This window comes from Brucella cytisi (assembly GCF_038433355.1).
In the GTDB taxonomy this organism is placed as follows: Bacteria; Pseudomonadota; Alphaproteobacteria; order Rhizobiales; family Rhizobiaceae; genus Brucella; species Brucella cytisi.
Genome location: NZ_JBCAUP010000001.1, coordinates 155,426 through 176,154, shown reverse-complemented (window position 1 = coordinate 176,154; position 20,729 = coordinate 155,426). Strand labels below are relative to the sequence as shown.

Genomic DNA, 20,729 nt, shown 5'->3' with positions numbered 1-20,729 from the left:
GGCGGTTTTGCAGTGCAACCGCCAGATGGCAAAATGCCTCCCCGATCAATGAATCGCGAGCGGCACTTCCTTTTCACAGCGATTGCGTCCTGCCTGCTTGGCCCGATAAAGCGCGCGGTCAGCGGCATTGACGAGATGGCTATAATCGGGATGACCGTTAAATGCTGCAACCCCGATAGACAGCGTTACAGACTGGCGTGCGCCATCGGGAAGGTTCAACGGTTGTTGTGCTATCTGTTTGCGAAGCTCTTCGGCGATTGTAAAAGCTTTGTTCTCGTCGGCTTCTACGAGAGCGACGAGAAACTCTTCGCCACCATAGCGGAACGCGAAGTCGCTCGGGCGGCAAAGCGACAGGATCGCTTCGGCCACCTGCTGAAGGACGGCATCGCCACTGCTGTGTCCGTATGTGTCGTTAATGTTCTTGAAGTGATCGATATCGATCATCAAAACGCTCAGATCCATGGCCTTTTGCGAGGCCATGCGCACTTCACGAGTGAGGATTGAAGGCATGAAACGCCGGTTTAGAGCACGTGTCAGTGGGTCACGACCTGTTTCCATCGCGGCGGCCGCCTGAAACAGTTCGGACAGCAAGAATTTCACTTCACCGATCTTGGTTTGAAACAGTGCCAACGAAGCCGCAAGGCAGGCGGGGTTGTCCTTGCGTGCGCTGTTGATGGCAGGCAGGAGAACATTGTCGATATGTTCTACATTCCGGCGGATGTTTTCCAACGTGCCGGAGTTGGAGAACATCAGATCAGCCTTGTGTTGCAACCACAATCCGAAATCCGAGCTTGCGAGCGAGTGAAGCGGACTATCGGCATTGCCGTAGAGGTTGAAGAGAAGCGACTGGCTCCATTCCATAAGCGCGGCACGTTGCGATTCGCGTTCAAGCGGAAAATCGTGACTTAGCGTGAAAGCCCGGTAGGCTTCGTCGGTCTGGGCACTTTCGCGCGCGTCCTTGACGAAGGCTTGGCTCATGATTTCGATAGCGATGTCGATGGCATTGCTGACATGCACGATCAGGCGCGCCAGAACCTCTCTTGAGGCAACTTCCAGTTTCAGTTGACGGACGATTTCGTTTTTCAGCAGGCGCGCGCCTTGCATGACGACGTGGATCGGCACATCGATGCGGGCGTGAACCTCGCCAACCTTGCGCTGTTCACGAATGAATGCCTCAACATCGTCGGCTGTTCTCTGGAACATTTTCAACAGCCAGTCGCTCAGTGAATTGTGCAAACGTTCCTGCACCATTTTCTGGGACAGGAATGTCGCTGCATCACGATTGTTCATAAGGCGATTATAGAAAACACCGACAAACTGCTCGCGGTGACGGCCAATCAGATCACGGAGAAAGAGAGCATGTTCTTCGGGCAGGCCGCTGACCAGCTCGACCCATTCGGTCTGGGTTGCGCCCAATCCAGTTTTCGATCCCCATGTCGTGTCGATTTCAGAGGTCGAATAGTCCATGTTCCTGCTCCTTGCGATGGCCGCAAAGCTCCGCCCGCTACCGGTTTTAGACCGGTGCCGGATCGGCCTCGCGGATTGGAGATTCTGCGGCTTTCCCTTTGCTTGGAAAGGGCTGTGCGCGAACTCAACAGGCACCTAATATCCCGACTTTCTTAAAAAATCTCTCCGCAAAATGGCGGGTTATTAATTGGGTTTAATTCGCAGTGCTTTTTGTAGAGTGCGGTCGAGATTGATAGAGCGTCGTAAGATTAAGTGACTTTACCAAATGATTGTTTGGCCTACCTATCTGCGGGCAAGATTCCAATTCTGGCCATCTCTGGAAAGGAACCCGGAATGAGATTTACGTTACTTTCTGCGGCTCTCGCGCTCTTTGCGGTTACCGCTGTCGCTGAAGCAGGCACACCGGTTGCTCCGGCTCCGATTTCGGCTATAGCCGCCAATAGCACTGGTTCGGCCATTCAGGTCGACTATCGCTGCCGTCGCGGCATGGTTCGCACGCCGAGCGGTCGCTGTGTTACCGATCGCCGCTGGCGGGATGATCGTCGCGGATGGGATCGTCACTCACCACGTTATTATCGCGAACGGGATCGTGACCGACGCTGGCGCCATGATCGTGATCGTCATCGCGACAGAATCTATATTGAGCCACGTCGTCGCGGCCCGCACAACTAACAAAGAAAAAGAGCAGCGATTTCGCTGCTCTTTTTATACCGGCTCGGCTTGTGTGTCGGAAAGACTGTCAAGTTGCGGAAATACATCCGCTGTCATAGGGGCCAGGACGTCAATCACCAGTCCATCTGGCGCGAAGTTGATGTCGCATTTGGCCCTGAGTTCGCCCGTAAGAACGGAATAGAGCAGCCGCTGGCCGAAGCCACGTCGGGTAGGGCGTTCGACTGCGGGTCCTCCGTCTTCAACCCAGCGCATATGAAATTTTCGCTCGCCCTGCCTTTCGAGCACATCCCAGCTGAATTGGACCGTGCCGTTTTCATTGGAGAGCGCGCCGTATTTCACGGCATTGGTCGCGAGTTCGTACAAACCAAGCGAAAGCGAAACCGTTACACGGTCGCTTACCAGGAGTTCTGGACCATTGGTTCGGATTCGATGACCGAATGTGCTGTTGAATGGGGCGAGGGCAGTTTCGCAGATCTGGCTGAGCGTTGTGCCCGTCCAGTCCTCCTGAAGCAGCATGTCATGGGCCTGACTAAGCGCTCGCAGCCGCTCACTGAATAGTTCGTTCGCGGTTTGCGGATCGGTGGCATTGCGCAAGGTCTGGTTGGCGATCGATTGCACCATTGCCATTGAGTTCTTGAAACGGTGCGAAATTTCGCGGGTCACAAGTGCCTTGTCAGCTTCGGCTTTTTTGCGTTCGGTGACGTCGATGACGATACCCAGAAGCGCAGGTGATTTGCCGAGGAGAGCTTTGGCTCGTGTTTCCACCCAGCGCACCTGTCCCAGCCTGTTGGTAATGCGATATTCAACCCGGAAAGATTTGCCTGTGGCAAAAGATTCCTGCGAACGCTGGATAAGTGTTATCCGGTCTTCAAGCATCACCATGTCGATGATCTTGTCGTAGTTGACTGGTTCGTCTGGCGTCAGTCCGAAAATGCGACGGTATTCGGCCGAGCAGCTAATCTCCCCGGTCGTGTAATCTCGCGTCCAGAAACCGACATTCGCCACTTCAACGATATACTGGAGTTGATCGCTGCTACGCTGCTTTTCAATTGAGAGCGTTTCGCGTTCTTTTTCGAGCTCAACCAGTTTGCCGAGTTCCAGCGTCACATCAAGCTGCGACGAAACGAAGTGATGAAGTTCGCCATTCTCGGTTTTGACCGGGGAGATATGAAGTCGGTTCCAGAACGGCTCGCCAGATTTCTTATAATTGAGAATATCGATCTCAACGGACTGTTCGGCTTCCAATGCCGTATGGATGATCTCGACATGTTTCGGGTCTGTGCCAGGGCCTTGAAGAAAGCGGCAGTTTTTCCCGATGATCTCGTCGGCCTCGTAACCAGTGAGGTTCTGGAAGGCCTCGTTTGCAAAGATGATCGGATTGTCCGGCAGACGCGGATTTGTGATGAGCATTGGCATGGGCGTCAGTTCAACCGCTGCCGTGAAGGGATTCGCTTCCTGGGAGAAAGATGCTCCCAAAACTTTCACGGACGGCTGTGCTCTTATTGCCAATGCAAACCCCACTCGCTGAAAACGCTTACAAGCTGTCCTAATTCACGCAAGTTATCTCATTGTCGCTTAATTTGCGAACAAAAATAATGGAATAGCTCGAACGAAAACATTGGCTCTTTCGTTAAATCATTGATGGAATGGCCATGCATTGCGACGTGAAAATAAGGCATGAACATAATTTACCGACAATATTCAGCGTGCATTCATAAACGGAAAGCAATGATGGCATCATAGAAATGGAGAAGCACAGGATGAACACCTTCAAAAAGATGATGGCTGGCCTCGTCGGTGCAAGCTTTCTGATCGGCGCAATGGTTCCGGTCTCGGCTGCACCTGTGATGCCAACTGCGCCTGCGGCAAGTAATGAGAATGTTCAGCAGGTCCGCGATGACCGCTGGCGCCGCGGGCCAGGACATGGAAACTGGGGTGGACACCGACCTGGGTATCGTCCGGGCTGGCATGGCCGTCCTCATCGTCCGGGACCTGGCTATTGGAATGGACACCGCGGTTATCGGCACTACCGTCATGGCTATCGTCGCAGCAATGACGGGTGGTGGTATCCGCTCGCAGCTTTCGGCGCTGGCGCAATCATCGGTGGTGCGATCGCAGCTCCGCCACCCCCACCGGTCTATCGCGCGCCTGCTTACGGTTACAGCAACTCGCATGTCCAGTGGTGTTATAATCGTTATCGGTCCTATCGGGCTTCCGACAACACTTTCCAGCCGTATAACGGTCCTCGTCAGCAGTGTTATTCGCCATACTGACAGTGGAAATTTGTTAAACTCAATGAAGCCGCCCTTCATGGGCGGCTTTGTTTTTGTGGACTAAGTTTATCAACTGTATCCGTGAGTAATTGTCATCCATATCTGTGCATTCTAAAAGGCGGCGGGATAAGATTCCGGGGTGCATTTGTTGAATCGCTTTCGGTCTCCCCATTTCATAACGAAGCGCTAAAGGAGACGGGATGCGCCAGATTTTACCCAAGGCTTTGGCCGGTATAGTTATACTCGGCATACTGAGCGTAGTACTTGGTTCCTGGTACACGATTGACGAAGGTGAGCGCGGCGTTGTTTTGCGCTATGGGGCGGTTTCCGGTGTTGCACAACCGGGGCTGGGCTTCAAAATTCCGGTGATCGATTCGATTGTGCGAATATCGGTGCAATCCAAGGCTGCGATCTATAACAGCATGGAAGCCTATAGCCGCGATCAGCAACCAGCTACGATGAACCTGTCGGTCAATTATCGTATTCCGCCAGACCGTGTGGAGGAAGTCTACGCGACCTACGGCGGTGAAGACGGCCTATTGTCCCGCCTTGTCGAGCGACGCGTTTTTGAGGAAAGCAAGACTGTTTTCGGCAAATTCAATGCTGTGGAAGCCATTCAGGAGCGTAGCCGACTCAATCAGGAAATTGCGGAGGCAATTCAGAGCAGTGTACGCGGTCCGGTTATTATCGACACGGTGCAGATCGAGAATATCGATTTTTCGGACTCCTATGAGCAGTCCATCGAACAGCGTATGTTGGCCGAAGTTGAAGTGCAGCGTCTCCGCCAGAATGCAGAGCGCGAAAAGGTACAGGCTGAAATCACCGTGACGCAGGCAAAGGCGCAGGCAGACGCACGCCGTGCCGAAGCTCAGGCTCAGGCCGATGCCGTTCGTCTGCAGGCTGAAGCCGACGCAGAAGCGATACGTGTAAAGGGCGAGGCGGAAGCAACCGCGATCAAGGCACGTGGCGATGCACTGCGTGACAATCCGGGTCTTGTCGCACTGACGCAAGCAGAACGATGGGACGGTCAGCTGCCAAGCACGATGCTACCGAATGGAGCAATACCCATGCTGAACCTGAGCAATTCCCAGACGCAGCAGAAATCACCTGACTATTGATATAGTTGCAGAGCGACCAGCTGGGTCGTGACTGTCACGTTTGACGCACATCCCGAAAAGCGTTTCATCCTTTTTGGGATGTGTTCTACCCTCCGCGCTGGTCATAACCTTCGACGCTTTCTCCATCCATTTTCTGGCGCAGGTGCTGCTTTAGCCTCATGATCTTGTCTGCGTCCCATCCGGTCACGTCGGTGACTTCCAGCCACGCATTGACATAGTGTTCCGGAGCATAAACATGCCCGTGTCCTATCGGCGTGGCGGTTCCAAAAGCCATATCTAGTGCCAATTGCAGCATGGTCACGACAGGATACCACCGCAGTTCCGGTGAAACATCCGGTCCGCGCGGTGCCTGCATCCAGTCAGGTTGACGATAGAACGATAGACTGTCGAAGAATGTCACCGGATCGCTGGCATATTGCAGATACACCACCCGCAACGGCCCCCAGCGGGTTCCATTTCCCAGCGCTTCACCATTCTGATTCATGAAACGGGCAAAGGAGCCGTCTCGGAACACTGGTAGCCATTCTGGAGTTCCAGGGTTTCTTCGTCGGGTCATGGCTTTCCAGTCCCTGCTCGGGAAAGGTGGCCCGCTCCACAAGGCACCGTTGATTGGATCGTCAAGCATTTCGAAAAGCTCGGCTGAGACTTCAGAATTCATCGCCCCAAGGCTCAAGCCATAGAGATACAGACGTGGGCGCTGATCGTGCGGAAGTCTTTTCCAGTAATTATAGACGGTTATGAACAGAGCTCGGGACGCTTCTGCTCCGTATTCGGGTTGGAACAACAACGACAAGGGACTGGAAAGATAGGAATATTGCATGGCAACGCTGGCCACATCGCCATTGTGCAGAAACTCCAGTCCGTCCATGGCTGCTGGATCTACCCACCCTGTACCGGTTGGAGTGATGACGACCAGCACAGAACGTTCAAAACCGTTCTGACGCTTCAGTTCCTCAAGTGCCAGTTCGGCTCGTTGTTCAGGCGTATCGGCTACTTGCAGACCTGCATAGACCCGTATCGGGTCTATAGCCATTTCGCCAGTCAAGGCAGCAATATCGGCAGATCCGGGACCCGAGGAAACGAACTCACGTCCAGCTCGCCCAAGCTCGTTCCAATGCAAAAGCGAAGCGGCGCTGCCAGTCTCGTTCGGTGATGTCGGTTGTGGGCGATCCGGTTCGATCAGAGCGTCAAACTCGCGAAACGAACGATCCAGAACCTTGAAAGTGGACTGGATGAGCAGGCCGTTGGCGATGGTCCAGATGAGCACAACAGTGATCGTAACGCCCAGGACATTGGCTAACCGGCGAGGCATAATGAGTTGTACTTTAGCGGAGACGAATTTCCCCAATAGAATGAGAAGGCGAACCAGAATTAGCAGAACCAGAAATGTCAGCACAGCTAACGCGGAGACACTCATTGGATAGGCGCTGGGCACCGGCTCCATATCCATGACTGCACGAACTGAGTTCTGCCAGCCCGCGGCAAAATAGAGTGCTACGACGGCCACGGCGAGACAAACCAAACCCACCACAAGATTGGCCCGACTGCGCAGGCGATTCCGAGGTTCAGGCAATTCCAGATAATGCCATAGCCAGCGCCACAATACGCCGATGCCATAACCGGCTCCGAAGGCGACACCTCCGAGAATTCCCTGCATGACGTAGGTTCGCGGGATAAGGCTGGGGGTGAGGGCTGCGGCGAAAAACAGTGTTCCGAGCGCGATACCCACGCCGGACAAGGAACGTCGGAAATGAGAAAATGCCTTGGTGGCCAGAGACATGAAGCACCACGCAGATTAAGTCATCGGAATGAAACTAGCTGTAGCAAGAGCGGGCGGCAAGGCCCGGCACGGAGAAGCAGGAGCTGAATAGCCCTGGTTAGGCACCTCGCGATTCAGAATCGCCCTTCTGCTCAGGGTGTTAAGTATCCAAACGAGCATGAAAAGCGCCTGTTTACCGGCATATGGAAGAGGCGGTCTGGCATGGAGTATCCCAGACCTGTGATTTTTTTGAATTTATGTTGAAGAAACCTGATTTTATGGTGTTGACCAATCCGTAAGCCGCCCTTATGTTCCGCCGCACTTCCGGGGGCGATTTGCTCCTACAGGGAGCGCGTAGCTCAGCCGGTAGAGCAACTGACTTTTAATCAGTAGGTCCAGGGTTCGAATCCCTGCGCGCTCACCACTTTCTCTTCAAATTGGTTCATTTCACCTTTGTCGCAGTGACTTTGCATTGCAAGAATGCCATGAGCGATCATGACCTTGCGTAGAAGAATTGTTGGCGATCGGTCGGATACCGCCCTTTGGGTTGTATCGCTGACCTTTGTTATTCTTCTGCAAGGGCTAGTAACGGCATACGCGCAGGCTTCCATGGCGGCGTGGAGCGCTGGTCCCTCGTCCGTGATCTGTTCAGTCCATAGGACGCAGGCAGATGCAAACGCTCCCCTTAAAGATCTCGCCAGACATTGCTGCTCGACCCTATGTCAGGCCGCATGTGCCATTGGGACAGGATTGACAGAACAGCCGGTCACCGTGTCTTTCGATTCGATTGTTGCGAAAGACACGGTCGCTTTTCCTCTCGCGGTTCGCGCACCTCCTGGTCAGTTTGTTACGGCTGCTCAAGCCAGAGGGCCTCCCGCTTCGCACGATCTTTGAAAACGACGCCGCCGCCCCGCGACGGCAATTTCATATCGTTTGGAGATATCGATGCAAAATCATGATTTTATCGCGGCAGCCCAGGCTGGCTGCCCACGCACTGCGCTGTGCTTCGACTGCTTTTCAAGGAGGGTTCCATGACGGATACGCTTCTTGAAGGAAAAGCTGGGGTACAAGCACGGCCGAATACCACTAGTTCTGCGAACTCCGGCTTCCAGGCCTTCATCACACGGCTTCATTTCTATCTCGGCCTGTTTGTTGGTCCTTTTATCTTGATTGCAGCTGTGACGGGCACGCTTTATGTGCTGACGCCTCAGCTTGAAAACTACATCTACCGCGACCAGTTGCGTACCGCATCACTTGGAACCTTGCAGCCATTGGCGGACCAGGTGAAGGCGGCCGAAGCCTTTATAGGCGAGGGCCCAAAACTTTTTGCCGTGAGGCCTTCAATTGCGCCCGGCTGGAATACACGGGTCATGTTCACCCAGCCTGGATTGGGAGAATCTGAAAGCCGGGCAATCTTCATCGATCCCGTCACGCTGGCCGTAAAGGGCGACCTCGTTGCCTATGGCACAAGTGGGACCTTGCCGTTTCGCGCGGGGATCGACTACCTACACCGCAATCTGATGCTTGGGGATTTTGGGCGTTACTACAGTGAACTCGCTGCATCCTGGCTGTGGATCGCGGCTCTAGGCGGCACTCTGCTTTGGTGGTGGAATCGGAAGATCCGGCGAAAACAAAAACAAACGAAAAATCTCCACCTGAAGACCCGCCGCTTTCACAGTCAGGTCGGTATCTGGATAGCTGTCGGTCTTTTGTTCCTTTCGGCAACCGGCATGACCTGGTCGCAATTGGCGGGGGAAAGGATTGATCAGTTCAGAGCGGCGGTTGGCTGGATTACGCCTTCAGTTTCGACAGTTCTGAATAAGGCGACAGAATCTAGCCAAGAGAGTGCGCATCAGGACCATGGCGGCATGCCGATGCCGTCCGGAACAGGAGATGTGCAGGATCATGTCAGACAGCTGGATAGTGTTTATCTGGCTGCACAACAGGCAGGCCTCGATTCGCCGATGCTTGAAATCCGACTGCCCCGTTCATCGGATCAAGGCTGGCTGGTGCGTGAATATGACCGTTCCTGGCCGACACAAGTGGATACGGTTGCTCTCGATCCCCGAAATATGGAGGTTATCAGTCGAGCTGACTTCGAGAGTTTTCCGCTTATCGCAAAATTGATCCGCTGGGGTATCGATCTCCATATGGGTGTCCTGTTCGGGGTAACTAATCAGATCGTGATGGCTGCGCTCGGCCTCTCGCTGATTGTGATGATTGTCTATGGCTATCGCATCTGGTGGCAGCGTCGCCCGCCTGCCGGATCAATGCCCAGAACGTTGATTGCAAGCTGGAGACGTCTCACTGCCGCGCAACAGATTGGGATCGTAATCGCTGCTGTATTTGTAGGTTGGACGCTGCCATTGGTCGGTATCAGTCTGATTGCATTCTTGCTGGTTGATTCCGTGCGCTGGTGGTTTGGCGGTCAAAAACCTGCCGGGCGCTAGATCAAAAGCTGGCGCCCGTCTTCCGGGCGCCAGCTCTGGCTTAATTATCAACTGGCCGGTCGTGGCGGCAATCCGGCACGGACGCGCATCTTTTCCAGAAGACTGGCGGCAATTGGCTCATAATTTTCATCAAAATGATGACCGCCGGCCAGTTTCATGACTTCCATCCCTTTGAGCTCGGCAGCTGTGCAGGCGGTATCGTCTTCTTCTTCGCCATAGACGCAAACAACCCGATCAAGCGGGATTGTCGAGATAGCAGGAACGACATCCTTGTCGCCATCCATTCCGAGCCAGCCTTCAATCGAAACCTGGAAGGTCGTCGTCGACTCGACACCAAGAAGCCCGATCATTTTCGTCCGGTCCTGTATGGGAGGGTCGAGATATTTCCAGGCAAAGGGGAATGTATCGGCGCCGAATGAGTAGCCCAGAACTGCAACCGGCAATTTGTTCGTCGGGTCGGCCTTCTTGATCATGGCCGTCGTGTCATTGGCTGTTTCTTCCGGCGTTCGTTCCGACCAGAAATAGCGAAGCGAATCCACACCGATCACGTGAACGCCATGAGCCTGCAGCCATTCACCAATGGATTTGTCGAGATCTCGCCAGCCACCATCACCCGAATAGAAAACGGCAACCATATCGGCTTTGCCGCCTTTGGCGGGAAGATCGACGATAGGCAGGGCTTCGTTCTTGGCATCCTGATCCGCCATGGCGACGACATTGTCGACAGCCATTTTCAGCCGAGCAGGAAATTCCGGAGCGGATTGAAGCACGGCGACATTTTCCTGGCGGGCTGTAACCGGATTGTTGACCGGCGATCCGCTGGGACCGACCACAAGGGCAGGGGCGGGAATTGCCGCGTTGAAGCCATAGATGAAGCCGCCATCGGGCGCCTTGGTCGCTTCGGCTTTCTCGGTGCAGGAAGGCAGACGGGTCTTGGCTGGGACCGGATCAAGCGATACGGCGCCTGCAATCGTCGCATCGGGAGAATCCGAGGCTGCGGCATATGCGATGGTAGCGCCTTGTCCAACACCTGTCAGAACGGGATGAAAATAGACGCCCAAATCAAGTCCACGCAGAGCCTCCTTGGCAATGGCTTCGAAATCAGAGTCGAGATAGTTGCAATCGCCATCTTCCTTATCGAGTGCGGCGCGCCACGGGCTAAGCTCGACCGGCAGAACGATCATGTTCCGGGCAAGCATGGCGTCCATGAAGCTTTTCTCCCGGTCGCTCATACCTCCTTCGTCACTTAGTAAAATCGCAAGGCCGACGGGGTCGTTCTTAGGCATGTAGACCGGAATATTGGACAGTCTTTCAGCACTGGCGTGGATGACCGGTTCATCGGAATCGGTGATTTTCGTCCAGAGTCGGGCGAACTTGCCTGTATGTATTGCGCCATACGCGCCCACCGCAGCCACCAACGCCAGTCCAAGAAAAATGAAGAGAACGCGTCTTTTCGTCATTTGCGGATGAACTCCAGAGGACTGCCATTGATGAGGGTTGTGGCATCGAGAAGCGCGCGCGGCGTTTCCAGGCCACCCGGGCAAACCATGTAATGCGGGGTCCAGACTGGATCGAACTTTTCCTTGAAAGCTTTCAGTCCGTCAAAATGATAGAGATCGGCCCCACGCTTGTAGATGAAGGAGCCGAAACGGTTCCAGCGGGACGCCAGCCTGCTACCGCTCAGGCCGGAAAGCGGGGCAGCACCAAGATTGAACCACTTGTAACTTTCTTCCTTGCTGGCCATCAGCAGTTTTGCAAACAGCGCGTCCATCAGAAGCTTGTGTACATTGGGCATGTAACGCATGAGGTCGACGGTGATTTCATACTTGTCCGCACCACGCCACATATTGGCGAAAGCCACGATTTCTCCGTCACTTTTCAGCACTGCGACGTCGAAGCGTTTCATGTATTCGTCATCGAAGTACCCCAGCGAGAAGCCTTTCTCGCTGCCCGACTTGAAATCGAGCCACGCATCGGAAATCTCGCGCAGGCGTGGAATGAGTGGCGGTACGTCGGCCGCCGGAATGATTTCAAACGTAAGGCCGTCCTTGTCGATCTTGCGGTCGGCATAGCGGAATGGCTGGCGACGCGGACCATCGAGCGAGAAATTGGCGAGATCAACGCGGGCGACTTCGCCGAGCTTCAGGGCAATCAGTCCCATATCCAGAAACAGGGGCAGGCTTTGCGGGCCGACACCGTAGAATACGGTTCGCAGGGCAAGCTCGTCGGCCAGTGCGTGAAATGACCATGCAAGCTCCTTAGCCGTCTGTTCCTGGCCTATGGGTTCTCCAAGCGCAATCAGGCTGCCCCCTGATTGCGCATACATGATGAAGGCGCTCTTGTCTGGCGCGAGGAGGAATTGCTTGTCACCAAGCATTGCCAAAGCGGCATCCGTATGTGGCCATTGGGCAACGAGATCCGGCACGACATCAGGTATGGAATAATCCACCTTGCGTTTGCGGTGACCAGCCCGGTTGATAATCGAGTAAAGGCCCACTGCAGCGACCACGGCGAAGACAAGGACAGTCGCACGCAAAAACCGGGGCGCATTGCCGTTCCATGCGAAATCCCACCAGAGGTCATTGGAATATTCCACGTGACGATAGACGAAGAAGCCGAGCCATGTTGAGACAAGCACCGTCGTGCCGACGGTCGCGATCCAGTTCCAGCTTAAATCGAACGGTCCGGAAATCGGGCGGCGATAGAACGAATCCCGGAAGCCCCAAAGTGTGAATGCAGAAATGCAAAGGATGGTCGCTTCTTCCCAGTCAAGGCCTTTGGCGAGGGAAAAGACAGCGCCGCTGAGGAGGAGGATTAGTGCTGCTACCCACGCACGTGCAAGCCGCTTAGACAGACCGCGTGCAACGATCAGCAGCGCGACTCCGACGAGGCTGGCGGCAAGATGCGACATTTCCATGAAAGATTCAGGAACAATGTCGGAGAGCAATTTTACGCGGTAGCGGAGGTCTGGTGTCGCACCGGACACCAGAAGAATGATGCCGCCGAGAAAGATGATGCTGGCAGAAAGGCTCGGGATGAGTGGCTCGACCAGACGTTTGGCGAAGCGCGCCTGCTTGCCGAGCATATGGCGCCGCCGCATGACCTCCCATATGAGAATGCCTGCGGTCGCTACAACGAGCGGCATAACCGTATAGATAAGACGGTAGGCGAGAAGCCCCGCAATTGCATCCGGCTTCCCGCCTAGGCCGAGTCCAGCAATGATTGTCGCTTCAAATGCGCCTAGACCGCCCGGAGCATGACTGGCAATACCCAGCACGATGGCGATGACATAGACCAACGCGAAAACCGCAAAGCTTGGCACTGCGTCGGCAGGCATGAGCACATAGAGTGTAGCGGCAGCTGCGCCCACGTCCACAAGCCCGGCAAAGATCTGGGTCAGAGCGCCTTTTGAGTTCGGCAAGCGCAGACTGAACGAACCCACCGTAAAACTACGCTGTCCATAAGACAGCCAGTAGATCAGCCAGCCGATGCCACCCAGAATGGCGATACCGGCGACGATATCGATTCGGGAATCGATGGTGGAAAGCCAGGGAACATCCTGCGGGTCGATGAGAAGCGCTGCACCGACCATGATGATCAGTGCGAACCAGATCGCGAACCATGATGTCCCGACAATCTTGCCGATATCGGCAAGGCTAACACCCTCCGCAGCATAGATGCGATAACGCAATGCGCCGCCGGTCAGCAGGGAAAACCCAAGCGCGTTGGAGATTGCGTAGCCGGCAGCACCTGCGATGGCAGCGATGCGGCGCGGTATCTGGTTGGGCGCAATCGTATCGACAGCCACCACATCGTAGAGTGCGACGGCTGCGTAGCTCAGAACTGTGAAGAACACAGCTAAACCAAGTGTCGTCCACGAAATGTCGTGGAAGGCAGCGAGTGTTTCCGTGCGAGACGTATTCTGGAGCAGATTCTCCAGCACATAGATCGCCAGCAGCGCAATGGCGATGCCCGCTATTGGAAACAGAAAATGTTGGTATCGCTTGAGCCAGCCAGAATGTCTTGTCGACGTTGCAGGTGGTGTTGAAGGCACTTCATCATCAATAAGGCTCATAGGAACGTCGTCCAGTTGGAGCAATATATTATAAATCGCGCAATGATCTCGATTTAGGGCGAACTTGTGTTCGAGCGAGATGCCGCATTGAAAATATTCTAAGTAGAGCAGAATCTAGTCTATATAAGCCTGTGGTTTGGCCAGCCGCTTGATGAACTGAAAGAGGTGTTGGTGCTCGATATTTCATATATGACCGCAGCCGGAGCCGGTGCACTGTCGTTCCTGTCGCCCTGTGTTCTCCCGCTCGTGCCGCCTTATCTGTGTTATATGGCGGGCGTGAGCGTTGAAGATTTTCGCGCAGATAAGGCGACAGCCGTTGCCGCCGCGCCTTCAGCGCGCCGTTCGTTGGCATTTGCGGCAATTTGTTTTGTTCTCGGTTTCACAACTGTTTTTGTGGCGCTCGGCGCTGGAGCTTCGTCCATCGGCGCCTTCCTGCGCGCATGGCAGCAGGAGATCGCAATCGTTGCGGGCGTCGTCATCATATTGATGGGACTGAACTTTCTTGGCATCTTGCGTTTCTCGTTCCTGTCCCGCGAAGCTCGTTTTCAGGCACGCAACGCTCCGGCATCGCCGCTTGGAGCCTATGTCATGGGACTGGCATTCGCCTTCGGCTGGACGCCGTGCATCGGGCCTGTTCTTGGGCCGATTCTGACGCTTGCAGGCGGCAGCAGCACGGTTGGTGAGGGCGCGTTATTGCTGGCAACCTATTCGCTTGGCCTTGGCATTCCGTTTTTGATTGCCGCCCTTTTTTCCGGCGCATTCATGCGGTTTCTTTCACGTTTCCGCGTGCATCTCGGCAAGGTGGAGAAAGCAATGGGCGCGCTTCTGGTCGCTGCAGGTGTCCTGTTCCTGACCGGAGGCATGCAATCCTTCTCGTTCTGGCTGCTTGAGAATTTCCCCGCGCTCGGACGGTTAGGTTAAAGGTTTGGCAGCAGCCCGTAAGTTTTCATAGACGCTTTGATGTTAAGAGCGAAAATCATCTCAATTTTCTGGACGATACCATGACAGACCGTACCTGCCTTTCCATCGTACTTGCTGCTGGCGAAGGCACACGCATGAAATCTAACTTGCCCAAAGTACTGCATCAGGTGGCAGGCTTGCCGCTGGTCTCTCACGTGGTCAAGGCAGTTCAGGGCACCGGCAAAAGCGATGTTGCGCTGGTGGTGGGGCGTGGCGCCGACGATGTGCGGGCGGCAGTAGAAAAGAATGCAGGTCCGGTGTCGGCCTTCGAACAGAAGGAACGTCTCGGCACTGCGCATGCGGTTCTCGCTGCGCGTGAAGCAATAGAAAGCGGTTATGACGATCTGCTCATCGTGTTTGGTGACACGCCGTTGATTGAGGCGCAATCTCTGCAGAAAGCTCGCGAACGACTGGCCGAGGGTGCAGACGTTGTCGTTATCGGTTTCCGTCCGGACAATCCGCACGGCTACGGTCGCCTCATCGAGAAAGGCGACAAACTTGTCGCCATCATTGAGGAAAAGGACGCAACCGAAGAGCAGAAGCAGATCGGATTCTGCAATGGCGGGCTGATGGCGGTTCGTGGTCAACACGCCCTGGCGCTTCTGGATGCGGTGGACAATAGCAACGCCAAGGGCGAATATTATCTGACCGATATTGTCGCCATCGCCCACAGTAAGGGCATGAGCGTGACGGCCATCGAAGTGCCTGTTGATAATGTCATCGGCATCAACAATCGTGTTGAACTGGCAGAAGCCGAAGCCATCTGGCAGGATCGCAAGCGCCGCGAGATGATGCTTGCGGGCGTGACGCTTATTGCACCTGAAACTGTTTTCTTTTCGCATGATACGCTGATCGAAGCCGACGTCATTGTTGAGCCGAACGTGTTTTTTGGTCCTCGCGTGTATGTCGCGACGGGTGCCTTGATCCATTCCTTCTCGCATATGGAAGGTGCTGACGTTGGGCCGAAGGCCGAAATCGGGCCGTTTGCGCGGCTGCGCCCGGGTGCAAATCTTGGTGAGAAGACCAAGGTTGGCAACTTCTGCGAAGTGAAAAATGCCACCGTGCACAAAGGCGCGAAGATCAATCACCTAACCTATATCGGCGATGCGACTGTGGGAGCCTCCAGCAATATCGGCGCTGGCACGATCACCTGCAATTACGACGGCTACAACAAATACAAGACGGTGATCGGCGAAAACGCATTTATCGGGTCGAACAGCTCACTGGTCGCGCCGGTGGAAATCGGCGACAATGCTTATATCGCCTCAGGCAGCACGATTACCGACAATGTCCCTGCCGATGCGCTGGCTTTCGGTCGTGCCCGGCAGGAAACAAAAGAGGGACGGGCGAAGATCCTGCGAGAGAAGTACGCTGCCATCAAAGCGGCTAAAACCGCGACCAAATAAGTCGTCCAATTGTTTAATCGAACGGCAATCCCCTGGGTTGCCGTTCTGCGTTAGAATCTTTAAACCGCAAAACAACACGCCTGAACGTCGGATTTGGAGCAGCCTATGTGTGGAATTATCGGCATCATCGGAAATAACGAAGTCGCTCCGCTTCTTGTGGATGCACTGAAGCGACTTGAATATCGCGGCTATGATTCTGCCGGTATTGCCACACTACAGAATGGCAGGCTCGACCGGCGCCGTGCGGAAGGCAAGCTGGTCAATCTGGAAAAGCGCCTGGCCGGAGAGCCGCTTCCCGGCGTTATCGGTATCGGCCATACCCGTTGGGCTACGCACGGCAAGCCTGTGGAACGCAATGCGCATCCGCACATTACCGATCGTCTCGCGGTCGTCCACAACGGCATCATCGAGAACTTCGCCGAGCTTCGCACCATGCTTGAGGCGGAAGGCTACAAGTTCCAGACGGAAACCGATACCGAAGCGGTTGCGCATCTGGTGACCCGCGAACTGACAAAGGGCAAGTCTCCGGTTGAAGCCGTGCGCGACAGTCTGCCGATGCTGCATGGTGCCTTCGCACTCGCTTTCCTGTTTGAGGGTGACGAAGAACTCTTGATCGGAGCGCGCCAGGGGCCTCCACTCGCCGTCGGTTACGGTGAGGGCGAAATGTTCCTCGGTTCCGACGCTATCGCACTTTCGCCTTTCACGGATACTATCGCCTATCTCGAAGATGGCGACTGGGCCGTGCTGACGCGCAAGGGTGTGATCGTTTACGACGAAAACAACAGTGAAGTTGAGCGGCCGATCCAGAAGACGCAGACGGCGAATATGCTCGTCTCCAAGGGCAATCACCGTCACTTCATGCAGAAAGAGATGTTCGAGCAGCCGGAAGTCATTTCCCACACGCTCGCCAATTATCTCGACTTCACGACGGGCAAGGTTCGTCAGGAAGCCATTGATATCGATTTCAGCAAGATCGATCGCCTGACGATTTCTGCTTGCGGTACGGCCTACTATGCGGCTTCTGTTGGCAAATACTGGTTTGAGCAGATCGCGCGTCTGCCAGTTGACAGCGATATCGCTTCCGAATTCCGCTATCGCGAAATGCCTCTTTCGAGGGATTCGCTGGCGATGTTCGTGTCCCAGTCGGGCGAAACAGCTGATACGCTGGCGTCGCTACGCTACTGCAAGTCGCAAGGATTGAAGATTGCCGCCGTCGTGAATGTCACCGGCTCGACCATTGCGCGTGAATCCGATGCTGTCTTCCCGACGCTTGCGGGCCCAGAAATTGGCGTTGCTTCCACCAAGGCCTTTACCTGCCAGCTTTCGGCCATGGCCTCGCTGGTAATTGCGGCTGCAAAATCGCGTGGCGCAATCGATGATAAGCGGGAACAGGAACTGGTACGCCAGCTTTCCGAAGCGCCGCGTTTCATCAACCAGGTTCTGAAGCTTGAAGACCAGATCGCTGCGGTCTGCCATGAACTGGCCAAGGTCAATCATGTGCTTTATCTCGGTCGCGGCACGTCTTTCCCGCTGGCGATGGAAGGCGCGCTGAAGCTCAAGGAAATTTCTTATATCCACGCTGAAGGCTATGCCGCTGGCGAGTTGAAGCATGGCCCGATTGCGCTGATCGATGAAACCATGCCGGTTATCGTTATCGCGCCGTCTGATCGTCTCTATGAGAAGACGGTTTCCAACATGCAGGAAGTTGCAGCACGCGGCGGTCGCATCATTCTCATCACCGACAAGAAGGGCGCTAAAGCCGCAAGCATCGATACGATGGCAACCATCGTTCTGCCGGATGTGCCGGAATTCATCACGCCGCTCGTCTATGCGCTGCCGATCCAGATGCTGGCTTATCATACAGCCGTTCTGATGGGGACGGATGTCGATCAGCCACGCAATCTCGCAAAGTCGGTAACTGTCGAGTGAAATCAGCTTATTATAGCAAAATCTTGATAAGTTAATAGAAATGGCGGCTGATGGCCGCCATTTTGCTATCCTGCTCTCAGGAGCCTGATCGCTTCGTCGCGCCCGAAAAGATATAGCAACACGCGCAGTGCTTGTCCGCGTTCGTATTCCAGATCTGGATCGCTTGTCAGAATATAGCGCGCATCCTTGCGGGCGATTTCCAGAAGATCACCATGCGCTTCGATGGAAGCCAAGCGGAAGCCTGGAGTGCCGGATTGCCGCGTGCCGAGCAATTCGCCTTCGCCACGCAGTTTCAAATCTTCTTCCGCGATACGAAAACCGTCTTCCGTCTCGCGCATGACCTTCAGCCGGGCTTGTGCGATTTCGCCCAGCGGGCCTTTGTAAAGCAGCAGGCAGGTCGACGGTTTGTCGCCGCGCCCCACGCGACCGCGCAGCTGGTGCAGTTGCGACAGGCCGAAACGTTCGGCATGTTCGATAACAATGATCGTCGCATCGGGCACATCTACGCCGACTTCGATCACAGTGGTCGCGACCAGTACCCGCGTTTCGCCCTGCTTGAATGCCCGCATGGCTTCGTCTTTTTCAGCCCCGCTCATGCGGCCATGGACGAGACCGATGCGATCCCCAAAGACGGGTTTGAGGCTTTCGAAACGTTCCTCCGCCGAAGTCAGTTCAACGACTTCGGATTCTTCAACGAGCGGGCAAATCCAGTAGATTTTCTGTCCTTCTGCCACAGCTTTTCGGATGCGCTCGACAAGTTCACTCATACGCTCCATTGGCACAATGGCGGTCGTAATGGGCTGGCGTCCGGCAGGCTTCTCGGTCAGTTTCGACACGTCCATATCGCCAAAGGCGGTGAGGACGAGGGTACGCGGAATGGGCGTAGCCGTCATGACCAGCATATCCGGTGCAGAACCCTTTGCGGTCAGCATCAGGCGTTGGTGCACGCCGAAGCGATGCTGTTCATCGATGATGACCAGAACGAGGTCGTGATACTCGACCTTTTCCTGAAACAGCGCGTGTGTACCGATGACGATATCGATTTCGCCAGTTTTCAATCCTTCGAGAACTGCATTCCTGTCACGGCCCTTTTCGCGACCGGTCAGAAGGGCGGCTTTCAATCCCGCTTTCTCCGCAAGCGGCGTGATGGTTGCAAAATGCTGACGGGCGAGAACTTCCGTAGGCGCCATGAGTGCTGACTGTCCACCAGATTCTGCGGCGTGGGCCATGGAAAGCAATCCAACGACCGTCTTGCCGGAGCCGACATCGCCCTGCAAAAGCCGCAACATGCGCTCCGGCGATTTAAGATCTGTGATGATTTCGCGAACAGCCTGATCCTGCCCCTTGGTCAAGCGATAGGGCAGGTGGCGCATGATTTCGGCGACGATGCGTCCCGTGCCCTCCAATGGACGACCGGAAAGCCGCCGTGTTTTAGCGCGAACAAGGGCGAGTGCCAATTGTCCGGCCAGAAACTCGTCATATGCAAGCCTGCGCCGCGAAATGCTTTCAAGCGCGATATCCGACGGGTCTTCCGGCAGGTGAAGCGTGTTCAGCGATTGCTGGAAACTGGTGAAGCGCTCCCGCGCCAGCAACGGGCCGTCGATCCATTCCGGCAGCGGGGGCACGCGGGCCAGTGCTTCCTTGACGGCGCGCGCCAATGTCTTTGGCGACAGACCCGCGGTCAACGGATAGACCGGTTCGACCATCGGCAGATTGGCTGCATCTTCCAGGCTCGCAATATAGTCCGGGTGGACCATGGAGGCGCGACCGTTGAACCATTCCACCTTGCCCGAGACGATGACAGTCTCACCTTCAGGCAGCATTTTTTGCAACCACGGCAATTGCGCATGGAAGAAGGTCAGCGCGATTTCGCCGGTGTCGTCATGAGCGAAGACGCGATGCGGAACATTGCCACGCCCGGGTGGTGCAGGCTGATGCTGGTCTACGATGACTTCCAGCGTGACGATTGCACCTTCCTGAGCAAGCGCGATACCAGGCCGATTGCGTCGGTCGATCACGCTGTGCGGTGCCAGAAACAGGAGCTGACCGACCTTGGGCTCCGCGCCCGGTATGTCGGTGCCAAGCAGTTTGCCAAGCAGGGCGGCAACCTTCGGGCCAATGCCGGAAAGCGAACGAACGGAAGCAAAAAATGGATCGAGCATGGATGGGCGCATGGGCTTGAGCATTAACTGCTTCGTCCTGCGGTGCAAGGGCGGTGCACAATCTTTCTGTGCTCTTTTTGTTCTTGTTGGATAAACGGGTTCCCGTTTGCGGCGCAGATGCTATATACCAGCAGCAATTTGAATGATTGGAGCTTACCGAGGATGACTGGCAGCACATTGGCGACGGAAAATCTGGATGTACGGCGCCGCAAGCTTCTGTTTCGGGCGTGGCATCGCGGTATGCGCGAGATGGATTTGATCCTCGGGCAATATGCGGATGAATATATTGTCGGCTTCACCGATCCGCAGCTCAATGAGTTCGAGCATATTCTTGAAGTGCTTGACCGCGATCTTCTGAAATGGGTGACGGGTGAAAGCCCGATCCCGACCGATTACGACACGCCTCTGTTCCGCGATATTGTCGCGTTCCGCGACCGCATAGAATTCTGAGTTCAAGG

14 protein-coding genes and 1 tRNA gene are annotated in these 20,729 nt (G+C 55.2%); 9 read left to right on the top strand and 6 right to left on the bottom strand.

Annotation, left to right across the window (positions count from 1 at the left end):
* Positions 1–45 precede the first annotated feature (45 nt).
* On the bottom strand, positions 46–1,467 hold the full coding sequence (locus AAE521_RS00775) for a GGDEF domain-containing protein (RefSeq protein WP_071634072.1): 1,422 nt from the start codon (positions 1,465–1,467) through the stop codon (positions 46–48).
* A 333-nt stretch (positions 1,468–1,800) separates the two neighbouring features.
* Here AAE521_RS00775 and AAE521_RS00770 point away from each other — a divergent pair, with 333 nt between their 5' ends.
* Positions 1,801–2,139, top strand: a complete 339-nt coding sequence (locus tag AAE521_RS00770; RefSeq protein ID WP_071634073.1) for a hypothetical protein — start codon at positions 1,801–1,803, stop codon at positions 2,137–2,139.
* 33 nt (positions 2,140–2,172) lie between these two features.
* On the opposite strand, the gene AAE521_RS00765 is transcribed toward AAE521_RS00770, so the two are convergent.
* On the bottom strand, positions 2,173–3,648 hold the full coding sequence (locus tag AAE521_RS00765) for an HWE histidine kinase domain-containing protein (protein ID WP_374864427.1): 1,476 nt from the start codon (positions 3,646–3,648) through the stop codon (positions 2,173–2,175).
* Between the two features lie 251 nt (positions 3,649–3,899).
* Between AAE521_RS00765 and AAE521_RS00760 the strand changes: the two genes are divergently transcribed.
* Entirely contained in the window at positions 3,900–4,412 is a 513-nt protein-coding gene (locus AAE521_RS00760; RefSeq protein WP_071634075.1) for a BA14K family protein, read from the top strand.
* A gap of 200 nt (positions 4,413–4,612) precedes the next feature.
* Complete coding sequence (locus tag AAE521_RS00755) at positions 4,613–5,530, top strand: prohibitin family protein (RefSeq protein ID WP_071634076.1); 918 nt, start codon at positions 4,613–4,615, stop codon at positions 5,528–5,530.
* An 85-nt stretch (positions 5,531–5,615) separates the two neighbouring features.
* On the opposite strand, the gene AAE521_RS00750 is transcribed toward AAE521_RS00755, so the two are convergent.
* Positions 5,616–7,310 (bottom strand): alpha/beta hydrolase, encoded by a 1,695-nt coding sequence (locus AAE521_RS00750; RefSeq protein ID WP_071634077.1) that lies wholly within the window; start codon positions 7,308–7,310, stop codon positions 5,616–5,618.
* A 327-nt stretch (positions 7,311–7,637) separates the two neighbouring features.
* Between AAE521_RS00750 and AAE521_RS00745 the strand changes: the two genes are divergently transcribed.
* Positions 7,638–7,713, top strand: a tRNA-Lys gene (locus tag AAE521_RS00745).
* A gap of 607 nt (positions 7,714–8,320) precedes the next feature.
* On the top strand, positions 8,321–9,739 hold the full coding sequence (locus AAE521_RS00740) for a PepSY-associated TM helix domain-containing protein (RefSeq protein WP_071633729.1): 1,419 nt from the start codon (positions 8,321–8,323) through the stop codon (positions 9,737–9,739).
* 47 nt (positions 9,740–9,786) lie between these two features.
* Here AAE521_RS00740 and AAE521_RS00735 read toward each other — a convergent pair whose 3' ends face one another.
* On the bottom strand, positions 9,787–11,199 hold the full coding sequence (locus AAE521_RS00735; protein ID WP_342060257.1) for a virulence factor family protein: 1,413 nt from the start codon (positions 11,197–11,199) through the stop codon (positions 9,787–9,789).
* Complete coding sequence (mprF, locus tag AAE521_RS00730) at positions 11,196–13,814, bottom strand: bifunctional lysylphosphatidylglycerol flippase/synthetase MprF (RefSeq protein ID WP_342060256.1); 2,619 nt, start codon at positions 13,812–13,814, stop codon at positions 11,196–11,198. Before mprF ends, AAE521_RS00735 begins: the two co-directional genes overlap by 4 nt.
* Positions 13,815–13,985: 171 nt before the next feature.
* Here mprF and AAE521_RS00725 point away from each other — a divergent pair, with 171 nt between their 5' ends.
* The 3 genes from AAE521_RS00725 to glmS all read left to right on the top strand — a co-directional run bounded on the left by AAE521_RS00725 (position 13,986) and on the right by glmS (position 18,109).
* Positions 13,986–14,735 carry a cytochrome c biogenesis CcdA family protein gene (locus AAE521_RS00725; RefSeq protein WP_012093029.1) on the top strand — a complete coding sequence of 250 codons (750 nt, stop codon included), beginning with the start codon at positions 13,986–13,988 and terminating at the stop codon, positions 14,733–14,735.
* An 80-nt stretch (positions 14,736–14,815) separates the two neighbouring features.
* Complete coding sequence (gene glmU, locus AAE521_RS00720) at positions 14,816–16,180, top strand: bifunctional UDP-N-acetylglucosamine diphosphorylase/glucosamine-1-phosphate N-acetyltransferase GlmU (RefSeq protein WP_342060255.1); 1,365 nt, start codon at positions 14,816–14,818, stop codon at positions 16,178–16,180.
* Between the two features lie 105 nt (positions 16,181–16,285).
* Positions 16,286–18,109 carry a glutamine--fructose-6-phosphate transaminase (isomerizing) gene (gene glmS / locus AAE521_RS00715; protein ID WP_342060254.1) on the top strand — a complete coding sequence of 608 codons (1,824 nt, stop codon included), beginning with the start codon at positions 16,286–16,288 and terminating at the stop codon, positions 18,107–18,109.
* Between the two features lie 65 nt (positions 18,110–18,174).
* On the opposite strand, the gene recG is transcribed toward glmS, so the two are convergent.
* Positions 18,175–20,295, bottom strand: a complete 2,121-nt coding sequence (recG, locus tag AAE521_RS00710) for an ATP-dependent DNA helicase RecG (protein ID WP_342060253.1) — start codon at positions 20,293–20,295, stop codon at positions 18,175–18,177.
* Between the two features lie 138 nt (positions 20,296–20,433).
* Between recG and AAE521_RS00705 the strand changes: the two genes are divergently transcribed.
* Positions 20,434–20,721, top strand: a complete 288-nt coding sequence (locus AAE521_RS00705) for an FAD assembly factor SdhE (RefSeq protein WP_071633725.1) — start codon at positions 20,434–20,436, stop codon at positions 20,719–20,721.
* Positions 20,722–20,729: the final 8 nt, after the last annotated feature.

Bases quoted from the DNA above. Each gene is read 5' to 3' on its own strand.
- AAE521_RS00740 (WP_071633729.1), top strand. From the start codon at position 8,321: ATGACGGATACGCTTCTTGAAGGAAAAGCTGGGGTACAAGCACGGCCG.
- AAE521_RS00750 (WP_071634077.1), bottom strand. From the start codon at position 7,310: ATGTCTCTGGCCACCAAGGCATTTTCTCATTTCCGACGTTCCTTGTCC.
- recG (WP_342060253.1), bottom strand. From the start codon at position 20,295: ATGCTCAAGCCCATGCGCCCATCCATGCTCGATCCATTTTTTGCTTCC.
- AAE521_RS00760 (WP_071634075.1), top strand. From the start codon at position 3,900: ATGAACACCTTCAAAAAGATGATGGCTGGCCTCGTCGGTGCAAGCTTT.
- AAE521_RS00775 (WP_071634072.1), bottom strand. From the start codon at position 1,467: ATGGACTATTCGACCTCTGAAATCGACACGACATGGGGATCGAAAACT.
- glmS (WP_342060254.1), top strand. From the start codon at position 16,286: ATGTGTGGAATTATCGGCATCATCGGAAATAACGAAGTCGCTCCGCTT.
- glmU (WP_342060255.1), top strand. From the start codon at position 14,816: ATGACAGACCGTACCTGCCTTTCCATCGTACTTGCTGCTGGCGAAGGC.
- mprF (WP_342060256.1), bottom strand. From the start codon at position 13,814: ATGAGCCTTATTGATGATGAAGTGCCTTCAACACCACCTGCAACGTCG.
- AAE521_RS00770 (WP_071634073.1), top strand. From the start codon at position 1,801: ATGAGATTTACGTTACTTTCTGCGGCTCTCGCGCTCTTTGCGGTTACC.
- AAE521_RS00735 (WP_342060257.1), bottom strand. From the start codon at position 11,199: ATGACGAAAAGACGCGTTCTCTTCATTTTTCTTGGACTGGCGTTGGTG.
- AAE521_RS00705 (WP_071633725.1), top strand. From the start codon at position 20,434: ATGACTGGCAGCACATTGGCGACGGAAAATCTGGATGTACGGCGCCGC.
- AAE521_RS00755 (WP_071634076.1), top strand. From the start codon at position 4,613: ATGCGCCAGATTTTACCCAAGGCTTTGGCCGGTATAGTTATACTCGGC.